Here is a 23049-nt window from a genome sequence, read left to right as displayed (position 1 = left end):
GCGCCGATCACTGCCTCTATCGCGTGGCGAGTCCCTTGAGAAGAGCCCGAAAGAGGAAATCTGTCGCGTGCGGTGGAGATTGAACTGGGAATGAGAGGCAGCGCTCCGATCATGTCGAACTCTCCGACGAATGGTGGACCGGTACAATAGTTGATCGCAATGGTCCGGAGCTATGAAACATCTCGATTACATATGAGGTGCCGAGTGAATACGCTCACAGCACCCACCGTCGCAGCGTTTAGCTGACGTTTGACGACGGTTCCTATCCATTTACACGCAGATTCTTGATGTGCTGGCGCAAAAGCGGGAGGCCGGCGACTTTTCTTCCTCATCGGGCTGACGCCGCAGAAGCCGGAACTCGTCCGGTTCCTATGGGCATTGGGCTTGGTCGGTCGCACAGGCTCTATGAGGGGCAATTTTGGCAACGCGACGCGACTCGGGTTTTGAACGACGCCGAAAACGCAAGCTGGAAAGGAACAAGATGGCAGATCAACTCGCCAACGAAATAATCGCCATGATCAAGAAGCGCGCCGCGTCGGAGGGCGGCATAGCGCCTGCCACGGGCGGCGAGATAACGGCTGCCACGGGACTGACTTCGCTCGGTATCGATTCACTGGGATTGGCGGACGTTCTCTGGGACCTGGAGCAGGCCTACGGCATCGAGATCGAGATGAATACGGCCGAGGCATGGTCGGATCTCCAGAATGTTGGGGACATGGTGGAAGCCGTGCGCAGCTTGCTCGCTAAGGGGGTGTGAATGGACAGGCGCGTCGTGATTACTGGGATTGGCGGGATTTGCGGGCTTGGGACCAACGCCGCCGCCATTTGGAGAGAGATGCGAGAAGGCCGCTCCGCCATCGGCCCAATCGTCAACTCCGAGCTCCATGAATTGAGGGTCAGGATCGGTGCCGAGATCAAGGCGCTGCCGGAGCATGACATCGACGGCAAGCAACTCATCTCCATGGACCGCTTCAGCCTGCTCGCTGTGCTTGCGGCGCGCGAAGCCATGCGTCAGGCCGGACTTTCCTCCAAAGAGGGAAATAGCTATCGCTTCGGTGCGACGGTGGGCGTTGGCGGCTGCGGGTGGGATGCGATCGAGCAAACCTACCGCGCCATCCTTCTGGGCGGTAAGCGTGCCGCTCTCTTGACTGTACCCAAGGCGATGCCGGGTGCCGCTGCCGGCCAGGTCAGCATGAGTCTCGGCCTGCGCGGGCCGGTCTTCGGCGTCACGTCCGCCTGTTCCTCGGCAAACCATGCGATTGCCTGCGCGGTGGACCAGATCAGGCTCGGCCGGGCCGACGTGATGCTTGCCGGCGGCAGCGAAGCGCCGCTCATATGGGGTGTGCTGAAGGCATGGGAAGCGATCCGCGTGCTTTCGCCCGATACTTGCCGGCCATTCTCGGCCGATCGCCAGGGCCTGTCGCTTGGTGAAGGCGCCGGCATGGCGGTGCTGGAAAGCTACGAGCATGCCCTGGCTCGGGGCGCCACCATCCTTGCCGAAATTGCCGGTGCCGGCCTTTCCGCCGATGCGTCCGACATCGTCGCGCCGACTGTCGAGGGGCCGGAGGCAGCAATGCGGGCCTGCCTTGCCGATGCCAGGCTGGACGCCGAGGATGTCGACTATCTCAACGCGCACGGCACCGGCACCAAGGCCAACGACCAGATCGAGACGGCGGCGATCAAGCGCGTCTTCGGTCAGCACGCCTTCTCAATGTCCATTTCTTCTACCAAGTCCATGCACGCGCATTGCCTCGGCGCGTCCGGCGCGCTCGAGTTGATCGCCTGCGTGATGGCTATCCGCGAGAGCGTCGTGCCGCCGACTGCCAATTATCGTGAGCTGGACCCCGATTGCGATCTCGACGTCACGCCCAATGTGGCACGCGAGCGCAAGGTGCGCGTGGCACTGAGCAACTCCTTCGCCTTTGGCGGCACGAACGCGGTTCTGGCGTTCAGGCAGGTGTAGAAGCCACGAGAGATGCCTCCGGCAACATTATCTCTCGCATCCAGATGCTTGCCGGATAACTATTGTGAAGGGCGGTCATTGACCGCCTCGGCGAATGCGGGAGGTGGCAGCGGAAGCTCGACGATCCGGGGGTATCGTCTTTGCGAAATTCTTAACTGTTGAAGCGGCTTGGACGTACCGCCGCCCCGTAAAAGGTAAGCGAGGCCCTGCGGGCTCGGCTTGAGGGTCTGAAGCTGTACACGAATGTCTGGAAGCCGCAGGGTCGGCTCTGCGCCCGTTATAGTCGCCTGAGTGCTGCCGGCAAGAAGCCACCGGTGGTCATGGCCGAGATCGTGCATGAGATGGCCCCTTCTTGTGGACCATCGGGCGAGAGGTTTCACCATCATAGCGGTCTCGAACCAACGTGCGGCACAGCGCCGGGGGCGGAGCCACGGTGGGGAACTCCCGTCGGTGGTTATGTGGCCGAGCCAGTCCGCGCGGCGCCCTCTCCGATAGGGTTAGAAGGGTTCAGCTAGCTAGGCGCGTGTCACGTTTTGTATAAGGCACAATAGCAGTGAGAAATGGAGATTGATGCCTGCGCGTTTTCGAATAAGACAATCACTAAGCTGTCACCCGAATTACATCAGGAATTGTCTATAGCCGCCGCCCATCAGGTAGCGGCCACGTTGGATGGCGCGACGCACCTGATCGCGAAGATGGCTACCTGGATGAGACCAATCTTCTTCGACACGGCGTCTCCCGAACAGGGCAATGGCGATCTCCTGATGAGATGCTCCCGCAAGCGAGCCATCCAAAGCCTGGAGCACGAGACGCAGACGCGCTCCGCGGGGCTCCGGCGGAAAGCAAGCAGCTGCCAGGCGGCCGCAACCATTGATGTCGTTCAGGAACTGAAGGGCAGCGACATGGAACTTCAGGTGCTGCGGCTGCACGATCGCGTCGACATATAGCCGCAACGGGCGGAGAACGGATGCACCGGAAAGGGCGATCTGCAGACTCCGGCAGTCCTCCCTCAGCAGCACGTGCTGCACGCCGGCAGGTGTCAGCAGGATGTCCTTGCAGCATGAGAGCGAAGAAAGATCAAGCGGTTCAAAATCGTGGTCGAGCCCAACCGGCTCCGCGGCCGCTCGTAGGATACGGGCGCAGTCGCGCGGATCCCAAAAGACCCTTGCCGACGTAGCGTCCGACTGTGGCGCGTCCGCGAAAAAGGAGGCTCCATTGTCTTAGGAAAGATGATCCTGTCGTCAACTCGATTATCTTCATGTCGGCCTGGGCTCCGACAATGCAGGCGGACGGTGCCATTTTGGCGTGGTCGCGCTGGAATTGTGGATTGCGCCGAAGAAACTCCCAGGCCCAGGCAGTGCGCGGCAGTCGTCTGGCGTAGTGGTAAGCTTCGTGACGACGCCAGTCCGGCCAGCATTCAAGACCGACCGTCGCTTCCTTGGGCAGACCAGCATCCTTCACGGCTCAGGTGTCCACAATGCCGACGGGCCTAGAACCGGTTGCCACAGTACCGGTCGGCTCAGACGTCCCCTGCTGCGGATGCGCAAAAGGCTCGCGCGGGAAATCTCGAGAAACCCGGCCACCGCCTCCGTTTTGCCGACGGACTTGGGTTGTCCGATGCGCGACAATGGCCACGTCGCGAGGCGAAGGATCCGTTCCATGCGCGTATCCGTCACCGTTACTATCCGGGTCAGATCCTTGGCCAAGCCGAACTCGATCATGCCCGCGAAGAGCTCGTAGGTTGCCTGGGCCAGCCCGCCCGCTGCCTTGGGCGCCGACGGAGGGAGATCGAGCGCGAAACGACTGCTCTCCCATATGTCGGCAGTCGAGGGCATGACGTCAGCACCCAGCAGCACCGGGAACGTGTCGCGCAACATTGTGGGTCCGGTGCTGGGCAAAAGACGCACGCAACCGCGAATTCGCCAGTCGGATCCCTTGAGGAGCAGATAGACAGGCTTCAGACCATCAAACGGGTCTGTTTCCATCTGGTCTTCGGTATCAACTTCCCAATCGAGCCTTTCCTTGAACACCCGAAACCTGAGCCCGTGCATCTCTTTGAGCTCGCTTGCGAACTCGTTGTAAAGGTCTGGTGTTATCAGCTGCATCATGGTCGCCTCCGTGCGGGATGTGTTCCCGCCATCGAAGGGCAAAGCTGGCAACGATGCAGCCTGTAGAGGTTTACAGCTATCGTGGCAGAAGAATCAGGATCTCGCCTGGCCTGAGGCAACCAGTCGTGCAACGGCCTGGTTGATCGTTCGAACGCCAAGCTTTGCCTTGGCGTTTTCCAGATGAAAGGTCACGGTGCGCTTTGAGACGCCGAGAAGCTGGCTGATAACCCAAGCCGACTTGCCGCGCGCCGCCCATTTCAGGCACTCGAACTCCCGCGGGGTGAGCGTTACACCGTCCACCACGCGATCGTCGGCGAGCCTGCGCCGGACATGGCTATGAAAGTTGATGGCCACCAGCTGCAATGCTTTTTCGTAACGTGTCAGTGACCGCAACAGAGGCGGGCGGGACTCGTCGGAAGCAAAGGTCAGGGCAGCAAACCGGCCGCGATGATCATGCATGGATATCGTCAGGCCGCCGCGGATGCCAAACTCAGCCGCACTCTCCAGAATTTGTTGCTGCGAATTCGGCAGACAGTGCCGAGCGCGATCCACACCCCAATCGAAGGTATCCCAGCCTTGCAGCCCGCGCNGCCCGCGCAGGATGACCGGATCAAGACTGTGGTACCGCTGTTGCAGATAACGTGATGTCCAGGATGAAGGATAGTTTGAGATCAATTGCGGGGCGTCGCCGGGGGCCGACGGGTAAGTGAAGTAGGCGAATAGCGGAAAATCGAAGCCGGCTGCAGCGAATGCCATTGCCTCACGGAGATCGGCAGCATCAACACTCGCAGACAGTTGCTCGACGAAGTTCTCAAACACGCGATGCATTTGCGCTTTGCGTAACCTCCGTGATCGCTCGATGCCAGGCAGAGACCTTGTTTTAAACGATCCCCGGACGGATACAGCGCGTGCCGAGAACCCCGTTAATCTGGTGAAACCCGTGATATTCTGACGTTGTCTATGAGCCGTGTGCCGCCGAGCCAGGCCGCGACAAGCAAGCGTGCCGGTCGGTCAAGGCTTGTCATCGGTCGCAGATCTGCCTCGTCGCGAAGTTCCAGGTATTCGACCTCGCGATAGCCCGCAGCCAGAATTGCTGCGCGCCCATCGGCAAGCGTTGGCAGGACGGGCGAGCCGCGGGCAAGCCGCTCAGCCGTCTGGAGCAATACCGATGGGAGCTTGGGGGCAACAGCACGCTCTGCTGGCGAGAGCCGGACATTGCGCGATGATAGTGCAAGACCGTCGGCTTCGCGGACTGTCGGACAAGGAACAATGGTGATTGGAATATCCAGGTCCCGGGCCATACGCCTGACTAGGTGAATTTGCTGAAAGTCCTTTTCGCCAAAGAAGCCGAAGTCAGCGCTGGTCTGCAGGAAGAGCTTGGCGACGACGGTCGCCACGCCATCGAAATGTCCCGGCCGGAAGGCACCGCACAGGCCCTCGCTGACACCGGACACCGAAACGGTCGTGGCGAAGGCCGCCGGATACATCTCCTCTGCATCCGGCGCATAAAGCAGGTGCGCGCCAAGCGGTGCCAGTTTGGCGGCATCCTCGTCCTCGGTGCTCGGATACGCGGCGAGATCGGCCTGGCTGTTGAATTGCTTCGGGTTGACGAAGAGCGTCACGATCACACGGTCTGCCTNGATACGCGGCGAGATCGGCCTGGCTGTTGAATTGCTTCGGGTTGACGAAGAGCGTCACGATCACACGGTCTGCCTTCTCGAGTGCCGCGCGCACCAGGCTGAGATGGCCCTCATGCAGGACACCCATCGTTGGCACGACGGCAATCCTCACGCCCTCGCGGCGCCATGCGGCGACAATTTCGCGAAGCTGGTCAGCGCTCCTGACGATCGGCACGCTCACGCTGCTTCTCCGCTCTTGGTGGCGTCCGCGTCGGCGGGCTTGGGCGCATCGGCAAACACGTGCTCGGCGGCCGGAAACTGGCGCTCCTTCACTTCCCGCGCATAGGCCGCGATCGCAGCCGCAGCGGCCTCCCCCAGTTCAGCGTAGCGCTTGACGAATTTGGGCCGGAAGTCGCCGAAGAGGCCCAGCATGTCGTCGACGACGAGAATCTGGCCGTCACAGGCTGCCGAGGCACCGATGCCAATGGTCGGGGTCGCCACCTCCCCGGTAATCCGGCGGGCGAGCGCCTCGGGAACCTTCTCCAGCACGACCGCAAAGGCGCCCGCTTCGCTCACCGCAAGCGCGTCGCGCCTGATGCGCTCGGCATCCCCGCCTCTGCCCTGCACGCGGTAGCCACCGATGGTGTTGATCGACTGCGGCGTCAAGCCGACATGGGCCATGACCGGCACGCCGCGCGCGGCGAGGAAGCCGATCGTCTCTGCCATCGTTTCGCCGCCTTCGAGCTTGACGGCCGTGCAGCCGGTCTCCGACATGACGCGCGCAGCATTTCGGAAAGCCTGCTCTGGGCTTTCTTCGAAGGAACCGAACGGCAGGTCGACGACCATCAGCGCCTGCTTGATGCCACGGCGAACCGCCTGGCCATGCGTGATCATCATCTCCAGCGTGACACCGAGCGTCGAGGGCAGACCGTGGAGAACCATGCCGACGCTGTCGCCGACGAGCACCACATCACAATGGGGATCGACAAGCCGCGCGACTGGGGTGGTATAGGCGGTAAGGCAGACGAGCGGCGTCCCACCTTTGCGCGAACGAATATCCGGCGGTGTGATCGCCTTGGTGTCACCAAACGCACTCAATGGACCCTCCTTCCCCAACGTTACCAACCGCCGGTGTCGCGTTTGCCACATTTTTGTGCAAGTGCGAAGAGCTAAAAATGGCCGTGCAGCTGTGCGGTGTTGACGTGCGGACAGGCGCGCTTACACTTAAATCGATTCAGGCGCCCCGAGCTGGCCAACCACTTTCGCGAACATGGACGATCAGGCAATAGGACCCAGGAAAGACAGAGCCGCCGTCAAGGCCGACGAAGTCAAAGTGGACCTGATCGCCTTTGTCGTCGCCGTAAACGACAGTGAACCCTGTGTCCTCACCATCGGCCAGGCGGACACCCTGCCCTCCGGACCATTTGCGCTTGAGCACCGATCGCTGCAATCCGGTTTGAGGGGGTGGGTCGAGCAGCAGACCGGCCATCCGCTGGGGTATATTGAGCAACTCTACACCTTCGCGGATCGAGATCGCATCGGCGCCGAGCGCCAGCAGCGCGTCATCTCCATCAGCTATCTCGCATTGACCCGCAAGGAACAGGCAGCTGGCTCGCCCAAGTGCGGCTGGCAGAGTTGGTATGAATATTTTCCATGGGAGGACCACCGCTCGGGCACGCCTCCGGTCGTGCTGGACGTTCTGCGACCGCGCCTGATTGAATGGGCAGACGGCGTCAGCGACGCGGCCGCGCGACGTGAACGCTGGCAGCGGGCGACGATAGCCTTCGGCTTCGACGACCGCCTTTGGAACGAGGAACTCACGCTTCAACGCTATGAGTTGGTCTACGAAGCAGGCCTGGTCCAAGAGGCCGGAAGCGGACGGGACGCGACGCTGCCTCCGCTGGTGCCCAGCAAGTCTATGGTCGCCGATCATCGCCGCATCGTGGCGACCGGCATTGCGCGGCTGCGGTCCAAGATCAAATACCGGCCGGTCGTCTTTGAGCTGATGCCGCCGGTCTTCACGCTTTTGCAGCTGCAGCGAACCGTGGAGGCGCTCGCCGGCAGGCTCATCCACAAGCCGAACTTTCGCCGCCTGATCGAGCAGCAGGAGCTGGTCGAAGAGACCGGAGAGGCCACCACGGAGACCGGCGGCCGGCCAGCGAAGCTTTACCGGTTCCGCCACGCCGCTCTCGACGAGAGGGTCATCGCCGGGACAAAATTGCCGCTGGCGCGGGGTTGACATCCCTTATACTCACAGCAAGTATATGCTGGTTATTTTCAACTAGAGTATAAGCTGGAGGGGTCGATGAGCGCCATGCTGCCGACGGCCGCGTTTCTCTACGAGCGCGTCCGACGAGTGATCCCGCCGATCGAATGGCCGGCTTTCGTCGAGGATATCGAGGCGATCCTTGCATTGAAGCGCGAGCGCAACGCCATCATCCTGGCGCACAACTATCAGACGCCCGAGATCTTCCATTGCGTGGCCGACATCGTCGGCGACAGTTTGGCACTGGCCCGCAAGGCTGCGACGATTGAGGCGCAAGTCATCGTGCTGGCCGGCGTACATTTCATGGCCGAAACGGCCAAGCTGCTCAATCCGCAAAAGACGGTGCTCATTCCCGACCTGCGGGCAGGCTGTTCGTTGGCGGAATCGATCACGGCAGAAGACGTGCGCTTGATGCGCCAGCGTTATCCCGGCGTGCCGATCATCACTTATGTCAACACGTCGGCCGAAGTGAAAGCCGAGTCGGATATCTGCTGTACATCCGGCAACGCCAAGGCGGTCGTCCAATCCCTTGGCGTTCCCCAGGTGATCATGTTGCCGGACGAATATCTGGCCCAGAATATCGCCGCCCAGACCGATGTGCAGATCATCGCCTCGAAAGGGCATTGCGAGGTGCATGAGCGCTTTACACCGGCCGACATCCGCGAGTTGCGCGAAAGCCATCCCGGCGTGATCGTGCTCGCGCATCCCGAATGCCCGCCCGACGTCGTGGCTGAAGCAGATTTTTCCGGCTCGACCGCTGCCATGTCCGACTATGTCGAAAGGCAAAGGCCGGCACGTGTCGTGCTGATGACGGAATGTTCGATGAGCGACAACGTCGCGTTAGCGCACCCAGAGGTCGAGTTCATCCGGCCCTGCAATTTGTGCCCGCACATGAAGCGGATCACGCTTGCCAACATCCGCATGGCGCTCGAGCAGAACCACCATGTCGTAACCATCGAACCCGGGATCGCCGGGCGCGCGCGGCTTGCGGTCGAACGGATGCTGGCAATTTGAGCGCCGATATCCGCAGCTTCTTCGGGCGGCCCATCATCGTCGGCGGCGGCATCGCCGGACTGATGACCGCGCTTCAACTGGCGCCGGAGCCGGTGCTTCTTCTGTCCAGGACGCTGCTGGGAGCTGACAATTCGAGCACCTGGGCACAGGGTGGTCTGGCTGCAAGTTTCGGCGAAGACGACGATCCGGAACTGCACCTGGCCGATACGCTTGCCGCCGGGGATGGTCTCTGCGACACAGACGTGGCGAGCCGCATCCTCCAAGCCGCGCCCAAGGCGATAGAGGGGCTTGCGGGCTTTGGGGTTCCCTTCGACCGTACGTCGAAAGGATCACTGTGCCTCGGATTGGAGGCCGCACACAGCCGACGTCGCATCGTTCATGCGCATGGTGACGGCACCGGGCGTGAAATCATGCGTGCCCTGATCGCGGCTGTGCGTTCCACTCCGTCGATTGTTGTCGTGGAGGGCATGGAAGCGCGCCGGCTGGCGGTGCGAGAGAACGCGATCCGAGGCGTCTGGGCGAGCGGTTCGATAGGACCTGTCTTCTTCGGCTCACGGCGGGTCGTCCTCGCCACCGGTGGGATCGGGGGACTGTTTCTCGACACCACCAATCCTTGGGGCAGTTGCGGACAGGGCCTGGCGCTTGCGGCCCGCGCTGGAGCTGTTCTTGCCGACCTCGAGTTCATCCAGTTCCACCCGACCGCGCTTGACGGCCCGGAACGCCCTATGGTGCTGGTCAGCGAGGCCGTCCGCGGCGAAGGTGCTGCCCTGATCGACGAAACCGGCCAGGCTTTTCTCCAGAGCGTGCCAGGGGCGGAACTTGCGCCTCGTGATGTCTTGGCGCGCGCCGTCTGGAACCATCTTGCCAACGGCCACCGTGTTTTTCTCGACGCGCGGCAACGGCCTGGCCCGGAATTTGCTCGACACTTCCCGACAATCGCATCAGCCTGTCGTGGAGCCGGCATCAATCCCGCGCGCGATCTCATCCCCATTCGTCCGGCCCAACACTACCACATGGGTGGCGTTGCCGTGGACGGCTCCGGTAGGACGTCCGTCAAGGGGCTGTGGGCCTGCGGCGAAGTCGCTTCGACAGGACTGCATGGCGCCAACAGGCTCGCCAGCAATTCCTTGACCGAGGCCGTCGTGTGCGCCCGCTGGGTCGCTGAAAGTGTCGCCGGAACGCCTGCTCGCAGAACAAAGCCTGCGTTTGCGGACGTTTACCCATCGCCCGCTCCGACACCCGTGCGTGTTTTCCTGTCGCGCGCACTCGGCATCGTCCGGGATGGTGAAGGTTTGAAAGCAGCCGCACGTGCCTTATTGCCGCTCGCCGAAAGCAAGGACGCGGCCTCGGATGCGGCGGCTGTCGGGCTAATGATCGCGGTTGCCGCCTTGTTGCGCCAAGAAAGCCGCGGCGCTCATTACCGGACAGATTTTCCTCATCATGCGACTGTCGCCCGACGGTCCGAAATCACCCTCGAAGCCGCCTTGGCCGCTGCGCGGGAACTCGGAAACTCCCCAAGCCTCGAAGGGGCAAAGTGATGACGCTCTCACCGCTTCCCACGGTCATGCTTGAGCCGCTTGTAAGGGCAGCTCTTCTTGAAGACCTTGGCAGAGCCGGCGACTTGACCACGGAGGCCATCGTCCCGAAGGAACACCAAGCGGGAACCGTGTTGGCGGCGCGCCAGTCCGGAGTTGTCGCCGGCCTCGATCTGGCGATGCTCGCTTTCCGCTTGATTGATCCTGATGTCGAAATTTCGGTGGAGCGGGCAGACGGCTGCAATGTCATGGATGGAGAGGTCATTGCATCAGTGGTTGGCCCTGCCCGGGCCATTCTCACAGCCGAACGGACGGCACTCAATTTTTTGTGCCATCTGAGCGGCATCGCTACAGCAACGGCATCGATCGTCGCTGCGGTTCGTGGATATGGCGCGAAGATCGTCTGCACGCGCAAGACGACGCCCGGATTGAGGGCAGTCGAAAAGTATGCGGTGCGCGCAGGTGGCGGATCCAATCACCGCTTCGGCCTCGACGACGCAATTCTGATCAAGGACAACCACATCGCCATCGCAGGCGGCGTTCGCCCGGCGCTCGAGCGAGCACGAAGACGGGCCGGTCATCTCGTCAAGATCGAAGTCGAGGTCGATACGCTGGCCCAGTTGGAGGAGGTACTTGGCTTCGCTCCCGATGCGGTTCTGCTCGACAACATGTGCCTCGCCGATCTTCGCCGCGCCGTCGCAATCGTTGGCGGCCGTGCTATCACCGAGGCTTCTGGCGGGATCGCATCCGATACAGCGCGAGCGATTGCCGCGACCGGCGTTGATCTGATTTCAGTCGGCCGACTGACCCACAGCGCGCCGATCCTGGATATCGGCCTCGACTATTGGGGCTCATGATTGCCTGAGGAACGAACAGGATCGAATCAACTGTCCTTTCCGATCGTCGTCAATCAGACAGCAAAGCAAGGCAGAACCGGAGGAACAGCATGGACATGCAAACAGCCAGTCCAACGCAGACATCGCCACAGGCTCAATCCCCTGACCCTGGAGCGTGGACCCTGGAGAAGGCTCAGGCACTTCACGATGCCCCCTTCAACAATCTCCTCTTCCTCGCGCAAACCGTGCACCGCCAGAATTTCGATCCCAACAAGGTCCAGCTCAGCCGGCTTCTCAGCATCAAGACGGGCGGATGCCCGGAGGATTGCGGCTATTGCAGCCAGTCGGCGCATCACGAGACCGGCCTGAAGGCGTCGAAGCTGATGGAGGTCCGGCGCGTCGTCGCCGAGGCGGAGAAAGCGCGTGACTCCGGCGCAACCCGCTATTGCATGGGCGCGGCCTGGCGAAACCCCAAGGCGCGCGACATGGATGCGGTCGTGGCGATGGTCGAAGGCGTCAAGGCGCTGGGCATGGAAACCTGCATGACGCTCGGCATGCTCGATCTTGAGCAGGCGGCTCGCCTCAAACAGGCTGGCCTCGACTATTACAACCACAACATCGATACGTCGGAACGCTACTACAGCGAGATCATCAGCACGCGGAGCTTTGCCGACCGGCTGGAGACGCTCGAGCACGTTCGCCAATCCGGCATCAAGGTCTGCTGCGGCGGTATTGTCGGCATGGGCGAGGAGCCGGTGGACCGGATCGACATGCTCGTGACGCTGGCCAACCTGCCGGAACATCCGCAAAGCGTTCCGATCAACATGCTGATCCCGATCGCCGGCACCCCGCTTGCCGACGCCAAGCCCATCGAGCCGATCGAATTCGTGCGCGTGATCGCGCTGGCGCGCATCATGATGCCGAAATCGCATATCCGTCTCTCCGCCGGCCGCACGGCCATGACCGACGAGATGCAGGCGCTGTGCTTTTTTGCCGGCGCCAACTCGATCTTCGTCGGCGACACGCTGCTGACGGCGGACAATCCCGGCGAGGACAAGGATACCCTGCTGTTCCGGCGTCTCGGCATCGAGCCGATGGACCTCGAGGCGCAATGAACGGGGCACCGCTTGCCCGCTATGAGGCGACCTTGCAGGGACTGGCGCGCAAGGACCGGCTGCGGACGCTGAAGCCGCGCGCCGGGCTCGACTTCTCGTCGAACGACTATCTCGGGCTTGCCGCCTCCAAAAGACTTGGCGAAGCGGTTGTGGCGGCGATTGCGCGGGGCACGCCGGTTGGCGCCACCGGGTCGCGGCTGTTGCGCGGCAATGCACCGGAACACGAGCAGCTCGAGGCAGACGCGGCAGCATTCTTTGGAGCCGACGGCGCGCTATTCTTCGGCAGCGGCTACATCGCCAACTTCGCTCTGCTGACTGCGCTGCCGCAGAAGGGCGACCTTTTGGTCCTCGATGAGCTCGCCCATGCCAGCATGCATGAGGGTGCGCAGGCCGGGCGCGCCGAGTTCAAGCTGGCCGCGCACAACGACGTCGATGCTGTCGAGGATGCGATCACGTGTTGGCGCGCCGAAGGCGGCATGGGATGCGTCTGGATCGCGGTGGAAAGCCTTTACAGCATGGATGGCGACTGCGCGCCTTTGGAGAGCCTGGTCGCGCTTGCCGATCGGCACGAGGCATTCCTCGTCGTCGACGAGGCGCACGCCACCGGCGTCTGGGGACCGGACGGCCGGGGGCTGGCCGCCGCTTTCGAGGGCCGCGACAACATCGTCGCGCTCCACACCTGCGGCAAGGCGCTCGGCGCATCTGGTGGGCTCGTGACCGGGCCGAGGACACTGTGCCAGTATCTGATCAACCGTTGCCGGCCATTCATTTACGCCACCGCGCCATCGCCGCTGATGGCGGTCGCGGCGCGCGAAGCGCTCGCAATGCTCGCCGACGAGCCTATGCGGCGTGTTCAGCTGCATGAACGCGTTGCCCTCGCAGGCCGCCAATTGGTCGATCGCTGCGGTGTGATGCCAAGTGGCTCTCAGATCCAGCCCTTGGTGATCGGCGATGTCAGGCGCACCATGGCAATGGCGGCGCGCCTGCAGGCCCGCGGCTTCGACATACGCGGCATTCGTCCGCCGACCGTGCCCGAGGGCACGTCGCGGCTGCGCATCTCACTGACGCTCAATATCGGCGAAGCCGACATTTCCGCCATGGTCGAGGCGCTCGTCGAGGTGTTGGCGCAGACATGACCGGAGGCGACATGACCAAGCGCATCGTCATCACCGGAACAGACACCGGAATTGGCAAGACGGTGTTTTCGGCCGGGCTTGCCGGCCTGCTTGACGGCTTCTACTGGAAGCCGGTGCAATCGGGCCTCGACGGCGAGACCGACAGCGAGGCGGTTGCGCGACTTGCCGGGCTGCCGTCGGGGCGCGTGCTGCCGGAAGCCTACCGCTTGAAGAGCCCGCTTTCGCCGCATCGTTCGGCCGAAATCGACGACGTTTCGATCGAGGCTGCCGATCTTTCGTTTCCGGTCCTGCCGACACCGCTCGTCATCGAAGGCGCCGGCGGGCTGATGGTGCCGCTGAACCGCCGGACAAGGTTCATCGACATATTCGAGCAATGGCAGTTGCCGGTCATTCTGTGCGCCCGCACCGCGCTCGGAACAATCAATCACACCCTGCTGTCGATCGAGGCCCTGCGGGCGCGCGCTATCCCGCTGGCTGGCATCGCCTTCATCGGCGATGAGATGACCGATACGCAACGGACGATCGTGGAATTCGGCGACGTGCCGCAACTCGGCAGGCTGCCGCACCTCGATCCGCTAACGGACAAAACGCTGAGACAAGCGATGATTGCCGGCTTCGACCTCGCTTTGATTGCCGGAGGCGAATGATGCCGCATTCCCGTGTGTGGCATCCCTTCACCCAGCACGCGCTCGAGCCGGCAATCCCTGAAATCGTCCTGACTGAAGGCGCCTATCTCCACAAAGCCAATGGCGTGCGCATTCTGGACGCCATTTCCTCCTGGTGGGTCGTCACACATGGCCACCGCCATCCCCGCATTATAAAGGCAATCGAGACGACCGCCTCGAGCCTCGACCAGATCATCTTCGCAGGTTTCACGCACGAGCCTGCCGAATGCTTGGCCAAGGCGCTTGTCGGACTCGCTCCCGCCGGACTCGACTGGGTGTTCTATTCCGACAGCGGCTCGACCAGCGTCGAAGTCGCGCTGAAGATGGCGCTCGGCTATTTCCGCAACATCGGCGCGCCGCGCTCGCGCATCGTCGTCATGGAGCACAGCTATCACGGCGACACGATCGGCACGATGAGCGTCGGTGCCCGTGGCGTGTTCAACGCCGCCTACGAACCCTTGCTGTTCGAGGTCGACACCATTCCCTTCCCGGCCGCCGGCCGCGAGCAGGAAACGCTGGATAGATTCGAGGCCGTCAGCCGCGACCGGCGCGCCGCCGCGCTGATCATCGAACCGCTGGTGCTTGGCGCCGGCGGCATGCGGATGTATCCGGCCTCGGTTCTGACCGGATTGAAGAAGATCGCCGAAGCCTCCGGCACGCTGCTGATCGCCGACGAGGTGATGACCGGCTGGGGCCGCACCGGGAGCATGTTCGCCTGCGAGCAGGCATCGATTTCTCCGGATATCCTGTGCACCTCGAAGGGCCTGACCGGTGGCACCATCCCGCTGGCGGCCACACTCGCCACCGATGCCATCTTCCAGGCTCACTATTCGACGGACAGGAAGAAGACCTTTTTCCACTCGAGTTCCTACACCGCCAATCCGATTGCCTGCGCGGCAGCACTCGCCAATGTCGAGATCTGGCAGGACGAGCCGGTGGCCGAGCGGATCGCGGCCCTGAGCGCGAAGCAGGCCGCCGGGCTTAGACGCTTTCGCGACAATCCCTACTTCACCGACAAGCGGACGACCGGCACGATTGCGGCGCTCGATCTTCGCGCCGGCTCAGCCGGTTATCTGGCCGAAATCGGCCCGAAACTGCGCGCTTTTTTCCTCAAGCGCGGGCTCCTTGTGCGCCCGCTCGGCAATGTCCTCTATCTTCTCCCGCCTTATTGCATCACCGGCGAGGAGCTGGACGGGCTCTATGACGCCATCGAGGAAGCCGGCGAACGCTTCGGTTCGAGGCCATGAGCAGGTCGTCGCGCCTTCTCGGGTTTGGCCATCATGCGCCTGGGCGAAAGGTGGCCAATGCCGAAATCGAGAACAATCTCGGCCTCGAACCGGGCTGGATCGAGCGGCGCACCGGAATTCGTTCGCGCTTCTGGGCAACGGACGAAGACACGCTGTCTGGCTTGGCCACGCAAGCCGGCGACATGGCTTTGGCGAACGCCGGCATTGCGCGCCACGACATCGGTCTGCTGTTACTTGCCACCTCGACGCCCGATCACCTCCTGCCGCCCAGCGCGCCCCTGGTCGCACATCGGTTGGGGCTGGGCCGCGCCGGCGCTGTCGATCTGACCGGCGCCTGCGCCGGCTTCATCTATGCGCTGATGTTCGCGGACGGATTTACCCGCCTGCACGGCAAAGCGAGCCTTGTTATTGCCGCCAACATCCTCAGCCGCCGCATCAATCCCGCTGAGCGCGCCAGCGCCGTGCTGTTTGCCGATGCCGCCGGCGCCGTGGTGATCGGTCTGTGCGAGGATACTGATCGGGGGATCCTCGGTGCCTCGGTGGATTCGGACGGCTCGCGATACGGGCTGATCCAGATTCCCGCAGGAGGAAGCAACAAGCCGTTCCACGGTGACCTCGACCTCGCGCAAACCCGAATGACGATGACCGACGGCCGCGAAGTGTTCGCAAAGGCCGTCGAGATGATGACCGATTGCTCGATAAGCGCGCTAGCCGCTGCCGGAGTGCAACCACAGGATGTCGGCCGGTTCGTGCCGCATCAGGCCAATGCTCGCATTTTCGGCGCGGTCGGAAGAAACCTCGGCATTGCGGACCAAGCAATTGTCAAGACGATTGCCGAATACGGCAACTCTTCGGCCGCGACGGTCCCGCTGTCGCTCTCGCTCGCCAACCAGATGAAGCCATTCCAGCCAGGAGAGAAAATCCTTCTGGCGGCGGCGGGTGCGGGTCTCAGCGGCGGCGCTCTCGTGGTTGGAATCTAGCCGGCCGGCTCACGCGCGCAGGATCGGTCATGAATGGCAATAGGAGCAACAGAACCAATGCCAAAATGGCCTTCTGAAGCTCGACATGACCAAGCTGACGCAGCACGACCCGTGCGAGCCTCTGGATGAGTTCAAATGCAACACCCGTTGCACCAATCGTACCATCTGAATAAAGCTCAATTACAAAGGGTGAGCCGCCCCATATATGTCGGATACCCGACATTGTTCACATAAAAGGCTCGATGCTTACACGCTCTTTGCTGGCTGCTCTTTGCTGTCTTCTCTTTTCTCTTTGCTCTTTGCTCTTCCGTCTTGACTAGCAGGAGCCTGCGGCTTATCTCATTGCCGCGTTAGCACTCGCTTCGGCTGAGTGCTAGGCATGCTCCGGCAACGGAGCACCGTTCAACATCCGCACCAAGGAAATCCAAAAATGGCAAAGTCGAATTTCCGGCCGCTGCATGACCGCGTGGTCGTACGCCGGGTCGAATCCGAATCCAAGACCGCCGGCGGGATCATCATCCCGGATACGGCGAAGGAAAAGCCGCAGGAAGGCGAGATCATCGCCGTCGGCTCCGGCGCTCGCGACGAAGCCGGCAAGCTGGTCCCGCTGGACGTCAAGGCCGGCGACCGCATCCTGTTCGGCAAGTGGTCGGGCACCGAAGTCAAGCTCAATGGCGAAGACCTTCTGATCATGAAGGAANAAGGAAAAGCCGCAGGAAGGCGAGATCATCGCCGTCGGTTCCGGCGCCCGCGACGAAGCCGGCAAGCTCGTCCCGCTGGACGTCAAGGCCGGTGACCGCATCCTGTTCGGCAAGTGGTCGGGCACCGAAGTCAAGCTCAATGGCGAAGACCTTCTGATCATGAAGGAATCCGACATTATGGGCATCATCGGCTGATTATCGGCCTCACCGTCAACTGAATTTCGGGCTTGATCGCAAGCCCCTGCCAGGAGCTAAAAAATGGCTGCCAAAGACGTAAAATTCTCCCGCGACGCCCGCGAGCGCATGCTTCACGGCATCAACATCCTCGCCGACGCGGTGAAGGTGACCCTCGGTCCCAAGGGCCGCAACGTCGTCATCGACAAGTCGTTCGGCGCACCGCGCATCACCAAGGACGGCGTCACCGTCGCCAAGGAAATCGAACTTTCCGACAAGTTCGAAAACATGGGCGCGCAGATGATCCGCGAAGTTGCTTCGAAGACCAACGACATCGCCGGTGATGGCACCACGACCGCGACCGTTCTGGCGCAGTCGATCGTCCAGGAAGGTAACAAGGCGGTTGCCGCCGGCATGAACCCGATGGACCTGAAGCGCGGCATCGACCTGGCCGTGACCGAAGTCGTCGCGGCTCTCGGCAACGCTGCCAAGAAGATCAAGACCTCCGAGGAAGTTGCCCAGGTCGGCACGATCGCCGGCAATGGCGACGAGTCGGTCGGCAAGATGATCGCCGAAGCGATGCAGAAGGTCGGCAATGAAGGCGTCATCACGGTTGAGGAAGCCAAGACCGCCGAGACCGAGCTGGAAGTCGTCGAAGGCATGCAGTTCGACCGCGGCTATCTCTCGCCCTACTTCGTCACCAACGCCGACAAGATGGTTGCCGAGCTCGAGGACGTCTACATCCTCCTGCACGAGAAGAAGCTGTCCAACCTCCAGGCGATGCTGCCGGTTCTCGAAGCCGTCGTGCAGACCTCCAAGCCGCTGCTCATCATCTCGGAAGACGTCGAAGGCGAGGCTCTGGCCACGCTGGTCGTCAACAAGCTGCGCGGTGGCCTGAAGATCGCCGCCGTCAAGGCGCCGGGCTTCGGTGATCGCCGCAAGGCCATGCTGGAAGACATCGCCATCCTCACCGGTGGCCAGGTCATTTCGGAAGACCTCGGCATCAAGCTCGAGAATGTCGGCCTCAACATGCTCGGCCGCGCCAAGAAGGTGTCGATCTCCAAGGAGAACACCACCATTGTCGACGGCGCCGGCAAGAAGGACGAGATCCAGGGCCGCGTTGCCCAGATCAAGCAGCAGATCGAAGAGACCACGTCGGACTACGACAAGGAGAAGCTGCAGGAACGTCTGGCGAAGCTCACGGGCGGCGTCGCGGTGATCCGCGTCGGCGGCGCGACGGAAGTCGAAGTCAAGGAAAAGAAGGACCGCGTCGACGACGCCCTCAACGCGACCCGCGCGGCCGTGGAAGAAGGCATCGTTGCAGGCGGCGGCGTCGCACTGCTGCGCGCTTCGGCCAACATCAAGGTCACCGGCGTCAATGCCGACCAGGCTGCCGGCATCAACATCGTTCGTCGTGCACTGCAGGCTCCGGCCCGTCAGATCGCTTCGAACGCAGGTGCGGAAGCTTCGATCGTTGCCGGCAAGATCCTCGACAACAAGGGCGCGACCTACGGCTACAACGCCCAGACCGGCGAATATGGCGACATGATCGCCATGGGTATCGTCGATCCGGTCAAGGTCGTGCGCACTGCCCTCCAGGACGCGGCCTCGGTCGCCGGCCTGCTCGTCACCACCGAAGCCATGATCGCGGAGGCTCCGAAGAAGGAGTCAGCTGGCGGCGGCATGCCTGGCGGCATGGGCGGCGGCGGTATGGGCGGCATGGGCGGGATGGGCGGTATGGATTTTTAATCCAGCCCCTATCAACTTACAGCGGACAGGGCGGCAGCAATGCCGCCCTTTCCTTGTGTGCCGAACATGATCGAAACCTTGGAGTGCGTCCCGAGGATCTCGTTCGAGCCTCACCGCATGGTCGAGAATTAGGATCTTGTCCGATCGAGCAATTCGCGGGCTCAACCTGGTCAAACCGGCGCCCCCTACGAACTGCCCGATCCTTGAGGATTCCGCTGCGCGACAATCACGATGATTCATTCAGTTGGTAGCTATAGGCGATGAATCATGAGGGGCATTGAGGAGCGTGGCAAGGCGCCCATCTCGGCATTTAACTCCATCGAGCGTGATATCAGGGACAATTCTCTCATCGGAACCGGCGGCTGGCGTTGAAGGACCCGGTGAATCATCCTGTTCTATAGTGGAGCAGACGCGCTCTGAGCCTCAAGATCAAGCGTTTCCTCCTCTGAGTATCCTTGATCTGCCGCTGGACATTCTCGTTGATATTGCTGAGCGGCTCAGCCCGATGGATCTGCTGAGGATTTCGCACACAAATCAAGAGCTGCGTGTCGCCGCGATGATAGTCGCAACGCCTCAAGAAAGGCGGATTCAGGTTCAGGCCATCTGTGGCAGCCCTTGCAACCGGGCTCCAGCAGCGTCTCGTCGTCGTGGCCGAGGGGCCTCGTGACCCCGACGACTGCGCTTCGGCCTTGTGGGGCCTCGGAGCGGGCGTGGCAGCGCTTGCACCCGAGCTCCAGCGGCGTCTCATCCTCCTCGCCGAAGGGCTTGAGCCCAGGTCTCAGACCATTGCCCTGGAGGGCCTCGGAGCAGGCGTGGGTGGCGGACATAGCAGCCTGTCCCATACCTATGAATACGTTTGGCTGAAGCAGACCGATGGCTGCGCGTCGAAGCCGAAGCCGTCGAGTTCGCGGACAAACGGGAACTGCGCGATCTTGCTCGACATGAGCGTGTCGAGCTGGTCGCGGATCGCCGTCAACTTCAGCCGATCCAGGATTGCGATCAGCAGGTCATGATCTAGGGTCGTCATCACCAGCTCCCTCCGGCCACCGCTTCGTACTCGGCGAGTGGCCGCAGCAAGGTGGCCGGGGGTGATCTTGATCCGCTCGGCGCGCACCGGCCCTTCGAAGCCGGCAACGCCGACAAAAGGCTCTGTCGCAAACCTGGAAATGGGGTTGTGAACGGCCATTTCGGCCTGTCCGTCAGGCAGCGAGGAGATCGAAACAGCGATCGACAGACTTGTAGGCATACCTCGCCTGTCGCTTGCCCATCATGTGGATCATCTCGATGCCGGAGAGGATAACCACGTCGTTCGCATGCGACTTGAAGCCGAGCATGGATCGAATGCGGCTTGATACGCCGGTGATCCGTAAGCGCTATTTTCGCTGCACCTTGACGCGGGCGCTTTCGACGGATGGCCTTCGAATCGGGAACGGTATCTGGTCTGATCAGGCTGCTGTTGCTTTGGCGAAGTTGAAGGGCAGCAGATCGTAGATATCAGCGTCCTCGTTGCGTTGGGGCAATTCGGTGAGGACGTGGCGCAGCCACGCTAACGGCTCGACGCCACAGGCGCGGCAGGTCAACATCAGGCTGTAGATGACGGCGCTGGCCCTGGCTCCGTCGACGGTATCGCTGAACAGCCAACTTTTCCGGCCAGTGGCAAAGATTCTGATGTCACGCTCGAGAAGATTGTTGTCGATCGGCATGCTGCCGTCCTCGGTGTAACGAGTTAGATATCCCCATTGGTTCAGGGTGTAGGAGACGGCGTCGCCGAGCTTGCTGTCCGGCAAGACTTTTGGGGCGATGTCGTCGAGCCATGCCTTGAGAGCATGGAGGATCGGGACACTATGTTGCTGGCGGAAGTGGCGAATGCAGTGATCTCGCGTTTCGCCGTCATCGGGGATTTCGTTCCGCGCCTGCCTTTCAACCCGATAGAGCTGTTCGAAGAACCGGAGTGCCTGTTCCGGCGGGCCGCCGCCTTTCTTCCTCGCCTTTAGGGCATCGACGAAGCGCCGCCTGGAATGGGCCATGCAGCCAAGATGCGTTGCTCCTTCCAGCGTGCGCCAGGCGGAATAACCGTCACTCATCACGATGCCGCGGTAATCGCCCAAGAAGGTCTGCGGGTGTATCTGGCCGCGACCCGGCTGATAATCGAGCAGCACGATCGGCTCGTCACTGTCGTGGCCGCTCCGGTATGCCCACATGTACGAGGTGCTGGTGGCCTCTCTGTCCATTTCCTTCAGCACCTGGACCGTCGTCTCGTCGCCATGGATGAGGGGCTGCGATCTGAGCCGCAGCTTCAGCACGTCATAGATGCGGGCGAGATGCTTTTCGCTCGAGCCGATCACCCAGTGACCCAGAGCGCCACGGCTGACAGGAACGCCCGCGCGCTCGAAGGCCTGCGCCAGGCGGTAGAGCGGTGTGCCGTCGACGTATTTGTGAACGAGCGCGAAGGCCAGCGTCGAGGCCGTGGCGATGCTGCCCGGCAAGGGTTGCGCGGGCATCGGCGCGGTCACGACCGGCGTGTTGATGCCGGTACGGTCGCAATGACGGCAAGCATATTTGAACCGCACATTCTGCAGGACCTTCGCCTTCACCTCGATATGAAGTTGCTCGGTAACGGCCTCGCCCATGCGATGCATCTGGTGACGGCAGCAAGGACAAGCCTTCTGATCGTCGGGAAGGTCATACTCGACGCGCTCGCGCGGCAGGTTTTCCGGCAAGGCCTTGCGGCCGCGCTTCTTTCCCGTCGCCCCTTCGCTCGCCGGCAAGCCCGTGTCCGGCAGGACAACGACGCCGCCATCTTCGTTGTCGGCGGCGTCCTCATCCGCGGCCTGTTCGGCTTCATTGAAGAGGCGGTCAATGTGCTTTTCACTGCGCGGCGCAAAACGATGCAGTCGTGCAAGCGCCAGCTCTTCCTCGAGTTTGACGACGCGTTCGGTGAGTTGACGGTTCTGCGCCTGCAGCGCAGCAATACGCGCCATCAACGCTTCAACAGTCGGTTCGCCGGGTCGATTCATCAGATTCTTGAATCGAAAGCATGCCGCCGCGTCAACCGCTCAATTCGAGAGCCCTCAACCCGCAACCTGATATTGCCGCACCGGATGGCGGACCATCGCATCGATGTCGATGCCGTCGAGGATCCAGTGCAATTGCTCGGTCGTAAGCGTGACCACCGCTGCCTCCCCGCGCGGCCACCGGAACTTGTCCTCGGTCAGCCGCTTCAGGACCAGCACAAAGCCCGACCGATCGAAGAACAGGAGCTTCATCCGGTCGCGACGGCGATTGCAGAACGCAAAAACCGCCGGAGCAAACGGATCGAGCGCCATCGTCTCTTGGACCAGAACCGCAAGGCTGTTGATGCCGGCCCGGAAGTCGATCGGCTCGCGGTGCAGGTAGACTTTCAGGTCAGCGCCCAGTCTGAACATGACCCAGTGCTCCGATGGTCGCCGTCAACGCATCCACATCACCGCATTCCAGCGTCAACTTCACGCCGTTCGGCAGCGACGCGCTCACCTTGGCTGGAGAGGAAAAAGGCGCCGTCCTTTTCGGTGCCGACCTACGTGCCCCATCGCAAGTCCCCGGCAAATCCACCGCAGCCATGCTGCTCTGTCGCAGCAAGGCCCGATCGGAAGTGCTTTCAATCTGAACCGGGATGAACGCCGATGGTGGGGGCTGTGGGACGGACTGGGTCTCCGCCCGCTTCTTTATCCACTTCCGAAGAAGGTTCGCATTGACCCCATGTTCGAGCGCAAGCCTCGATACCGACACGCCAGGCTCAAGACAGGCCGAGACAAGACGGTCCTTCGATGCCGGGTCGTATCGGCGTCGCCCATCCCGACCGACAAGCCTCACCCGCAGTTTCTGCTCATCTTCTTCCATCACAAGGTGTCCACCTATTTTGGTGGACACCTCATGCATCAGAGCACTCAACAGCAAAAGGT

The 23049-nt window shown here is 62.1% G+C and carries 19 protein-coding genes and 6 pseudogenes; 14 read left to right on the top strand and 11 right to left on the bottom strand.

The window, feature by feature from the left end:
• Positions 1–481: 481 nt before the first annotated feature.
• On the top strand, positions 482–757 hold the full coding sequence (locus tag X773_RS67945) for an acyl carrier protein (protein WP_023679611.1): 276 nt from the start codon (positions 482–484) through the stop codon (positions 755–757).
• A complete protein-coding gene (locus tag X773_RS67940) occupies positions 758–1963 on the top strand; it encodes a beta-ketoacyl-[acyl-carrier-protein] synthase family protein (protein WP_023679610.1) in 1206 nt (401 codons plus the stop codon). It abuts the gene before it with no gap.
• On the opposite strand, the pseudogene X773_RS77610 reads toward X773_RS67940, so the two are convergent.
• The 6 genes and pseudogenes from X773_RS77610 to panB form a co-directional block, all read right to left on the bottom strand.
• Positions 1950–2094 (bottom strand): annotated as a pseudogene (locus X773_RS77610) (LysR family transcriptional regulator); the annotation flags it as partial. The gene X773_RS67940 and the pseudogene X773_RS77610 overlap by 14 nt on opposite strands.
• Before the next feature lie 486 nt (positions 2095–2580).
• Positions 2581–2892 carry a DUF2285 domain-containing protein gene (locus tag X773_RS75270; RefSeq protein ID WP_245274808.1) on the bottom strand — a complete coding sequence of 104 codons (312 nt, stop codon included), beginning with the start codon at positions 2890–2892 and terminating at the stop codon, positions 2581–2583.
• Positions 2893–3420: 528 nt separating this feature from the next.
• The gene (locus X773_RS67930) at positions 3421–4071 is read right to left on the bottom strand and encodes an acyl-homoserine-lactone synthase (protein WP_023679608.1); all 651 of its coding nucleotides are present in this window, start codon (positions 4069–4071) and stop codon (positions 3421–3423) included.
• A gap of 93 nt (positions 4072–4164) precedes the next feature.
• Entirely contained in the window at positions 4165–4899 is a 735-nt protein-coding gene (locus X773_RS67925) for a LuxR family transcriptional regulator (RefSeq protein WP_023679607.1), read from the bottom strand.
• A gap of 95 nt (positions 4900–4994) precedes the next feature.
• Positions 4995–5931, bottom strand: a pseudogene (gene panC, locus X773_RS67920) (pantoate--beta-alanine ligase).
• Positions 5928–6788, bottom strand: a complete 861-nt coding sequence (panB, locus tag X773_RS67915; protein WP_023679606.1) for a 3-methyl-2-oxobutanoate hydroxymethyltransferase — start codon at positions 6786–6788, stop codon at positions 5928–5930. Before panB ends, panC begins: the two are co-directional and overlap by 4 nt.
• A 172-nt stretch (positions 6789–6960) precedes the next feature.
• On the opposite strand from panB, the gene X773_RS67910 reads away from it, so the two are divergent.
• The 12 genes and pseudogenes from X773_RS67910 to groL all read left to right on the top strand — a co-directional run bounded on the left by X773_RS67910 (position 6961) and on the right by groL (position 19108).
• A complete protein-coding gene (locus tag X773_RS67910) occupies positions 6961–7929 on the top strand; it encodes a membrane protein (RefSeq protein WP_023679605.1) in 969 nt (322 codons plus the stop codon).
• Positions 7930–7995: 66 nt separating this feature from the next.
• Entirely contained in the window at positions 7996–8970 is a 975-nt protein-coding gene (gene nadA / locus X773_RS67905) for a quinolinate synthase NadA (RefSeq protein WP_023679604.1), read from the top strand.
• On the top strand, positions 8967–10508 hold the full coding sequence (locus X773_RS67900) for an L-aspartate oxidase (protein ID WP_023679603.1): 1542 nt from the start codon (positions 8967–8969) through the stop codon (positions 10506–10508). Before nadA ends, X773_RS67900 begins: the two co-directional genes overlap by 4 nt.
• Positions 10508–11362 carry a carboxylating nicotinate-nucleotide diphosphorylase gene (gene nadC, locus X773_RS67895; RefSeq protein ID WP_023679602.1) on the top strand — a complete coding sequence of 285 codons (855 nt, stop codon included), beginning with the start codon at positions 10508–10510 and terminating at the stop codon, positions 11360–11362. The genes X773_RS67900 and nadC overlap by 1 nt, the downstream gene beginning before the upstream one ends.
• A 95-nt stretch (positions 11363–11457) precedes the next feature.
• Positions 11458–12456, top strand: a complete 999-nt coding sequence (bioB, locus tag X773_RS67890; protein WP_023679601.1) for a biotin synthase BioB — start codon at positions 11458–11460, stop codon at positions 12454–12456.
• On the top strand, positions 12453–13592 hold the full coding sequence (locus tag X773_RS67885; RefSeq protein WP_023679600.1) for an 8-amino-7-oxononanoate synthase: 1140 nt from the start codon (positions 12453–12455) through the stop codon (positions 13590–13592). Before bioB ends, X773_RS67885 begins: the two co-directional genes overlap by 4 nt.
• A gap of 11 nt (positions 13593–13603) precedes the next feature.
• Positions 13604–14239 carry a dethiobiotin synthase gene (gene bioD / locus X773_RS67880; protein ID WP_023679599.1) on the top strand — a complete coding sequence of 212 codons (636 nt, stop codon included), beginning with the start codon at positions 13604–13606 and terminating at the stop codon, positions 14237–14239.
• Complete coding sequence (locus X773_RS67875; protein ID WP_023679598.1) at positions 14239–15504, top strand: adenosylmethionine--8-amino-7-oxononanoate transaminase; 1266 nt, start codon at positions 14239–14241, stop codon at positions 15502–15504. The genes bioD and X773_RS67875 overlap by 1 nt, the downstream gene beginning before the upstream one ends.
• Positions 15501–16484 carry a beta-ketoacyl-ACP synthase III gene (locus X773_RS67870; protein WP_023679597.1) on the top strand — a complete coding sequence of 328 codons (984 nt, stop codon included), beginning with the start codon at positions 15501–15503 and terminating at the stop codon, positions 16482–16484. The genes X773_RS67875 and X773_RS67870 overlap by 4 nt, the downstream gene beginning before the upstream one ends.
• A gap of 430 nt (positions 16485–16914) precedes the next feature.
• Positions 16915–17184, top strand: a pseudogene (locus X773_RS0139295) (co-chaperone GroES); the annotation flags it as partial.
• Between the two features lies 1 nt (position 17185).
• Positions 17186–17380, top strand: a pseudogene (locus tag X773_RS75260) (co-chaperone GroES); the annotation flags it as partial.
• A gap of 63 nt (positions 17381–17443) precedes the next feature.
• Positions 17444–19108, top strand: coding sequence for a chaperonin GroEL (gene groL, locus X773_RS67865; protein ID WP_023679595.1), 1665 nt, complete (start codon positions 17444–17446; stop codon positions 19106–19108).
• Positions 19109–19976: 868 nt separating this feature from the next.
• Here the strand turns inward: groL and X773_RS75255 are convergent.
• From X773_RS75255 to X773_RS0139290, 5 genes and pseudogenes are all read right to left on the bottom strand, one after another.
• Positions 19977–20135, bottom strand: a pseudogene (locus X773_RS75255) (ATP-binding protein); the annotation flags it as partial.
• 172 nt (positions 20136–20307) lie between these two features.
• A pseudogene (locus X773_RS76740) lies at positions 20308–20473 on the bottom strand (IS6 family transposase); the annotation flags it as partial.
• Between the two features lie 80 nt (positions 20474–20553).
• On the bottom strand, positions 20554–22125 hold the full coding sequence (locus X773_RS67855) for an IS66 family transposase (protein WP_023679593.1): 1572 nt from the start codon (positions 22123–22125) through the stop codon (positions 20554–20556).
• Between the two features lie 54 nt (positions 22126–22179).
• Positions 22180–22533 carry an IS66 family insertion sequence element accessory protein TnpB gene (gene tnpB / locus X773_RS67850; RefSeq protein ID WP_023679592.1) on the bottom strand — a complete coding sequence of 118 codons (354 nt, stop codon included), beginning with the start codon at positions 22531–22533 and terminating at the stop codon, positions 22180–22182.
• Positions 22514–22987, bottom strand: coding sequence for a transposase (locus X773_RS0139290; protein WP_031212619.1), 474 nt, complete (start codon positions 22985–22987; stop codon positions 22514–22516). Before X773_RS0139290 ends, tnpB begins: the two co-directional genes overlap by 20 nt.
• Positions 22988–23049 lie beyond the last annotated feature (62 nt).

It is taken from the genome of Mesorhizobium sp. LSJC280B00, assembly GCF_000502835.1.
GTDB lineage: Bacteria > Pseudomonadota > Alphaproteobacteria > Rhizobiales > Rhizobiaceae > Mesorhizobium.
Note: the sequence above shows the minus strand (reverse complement) of the source record. Positions and strands in the feature narration are given on the sequence as shown.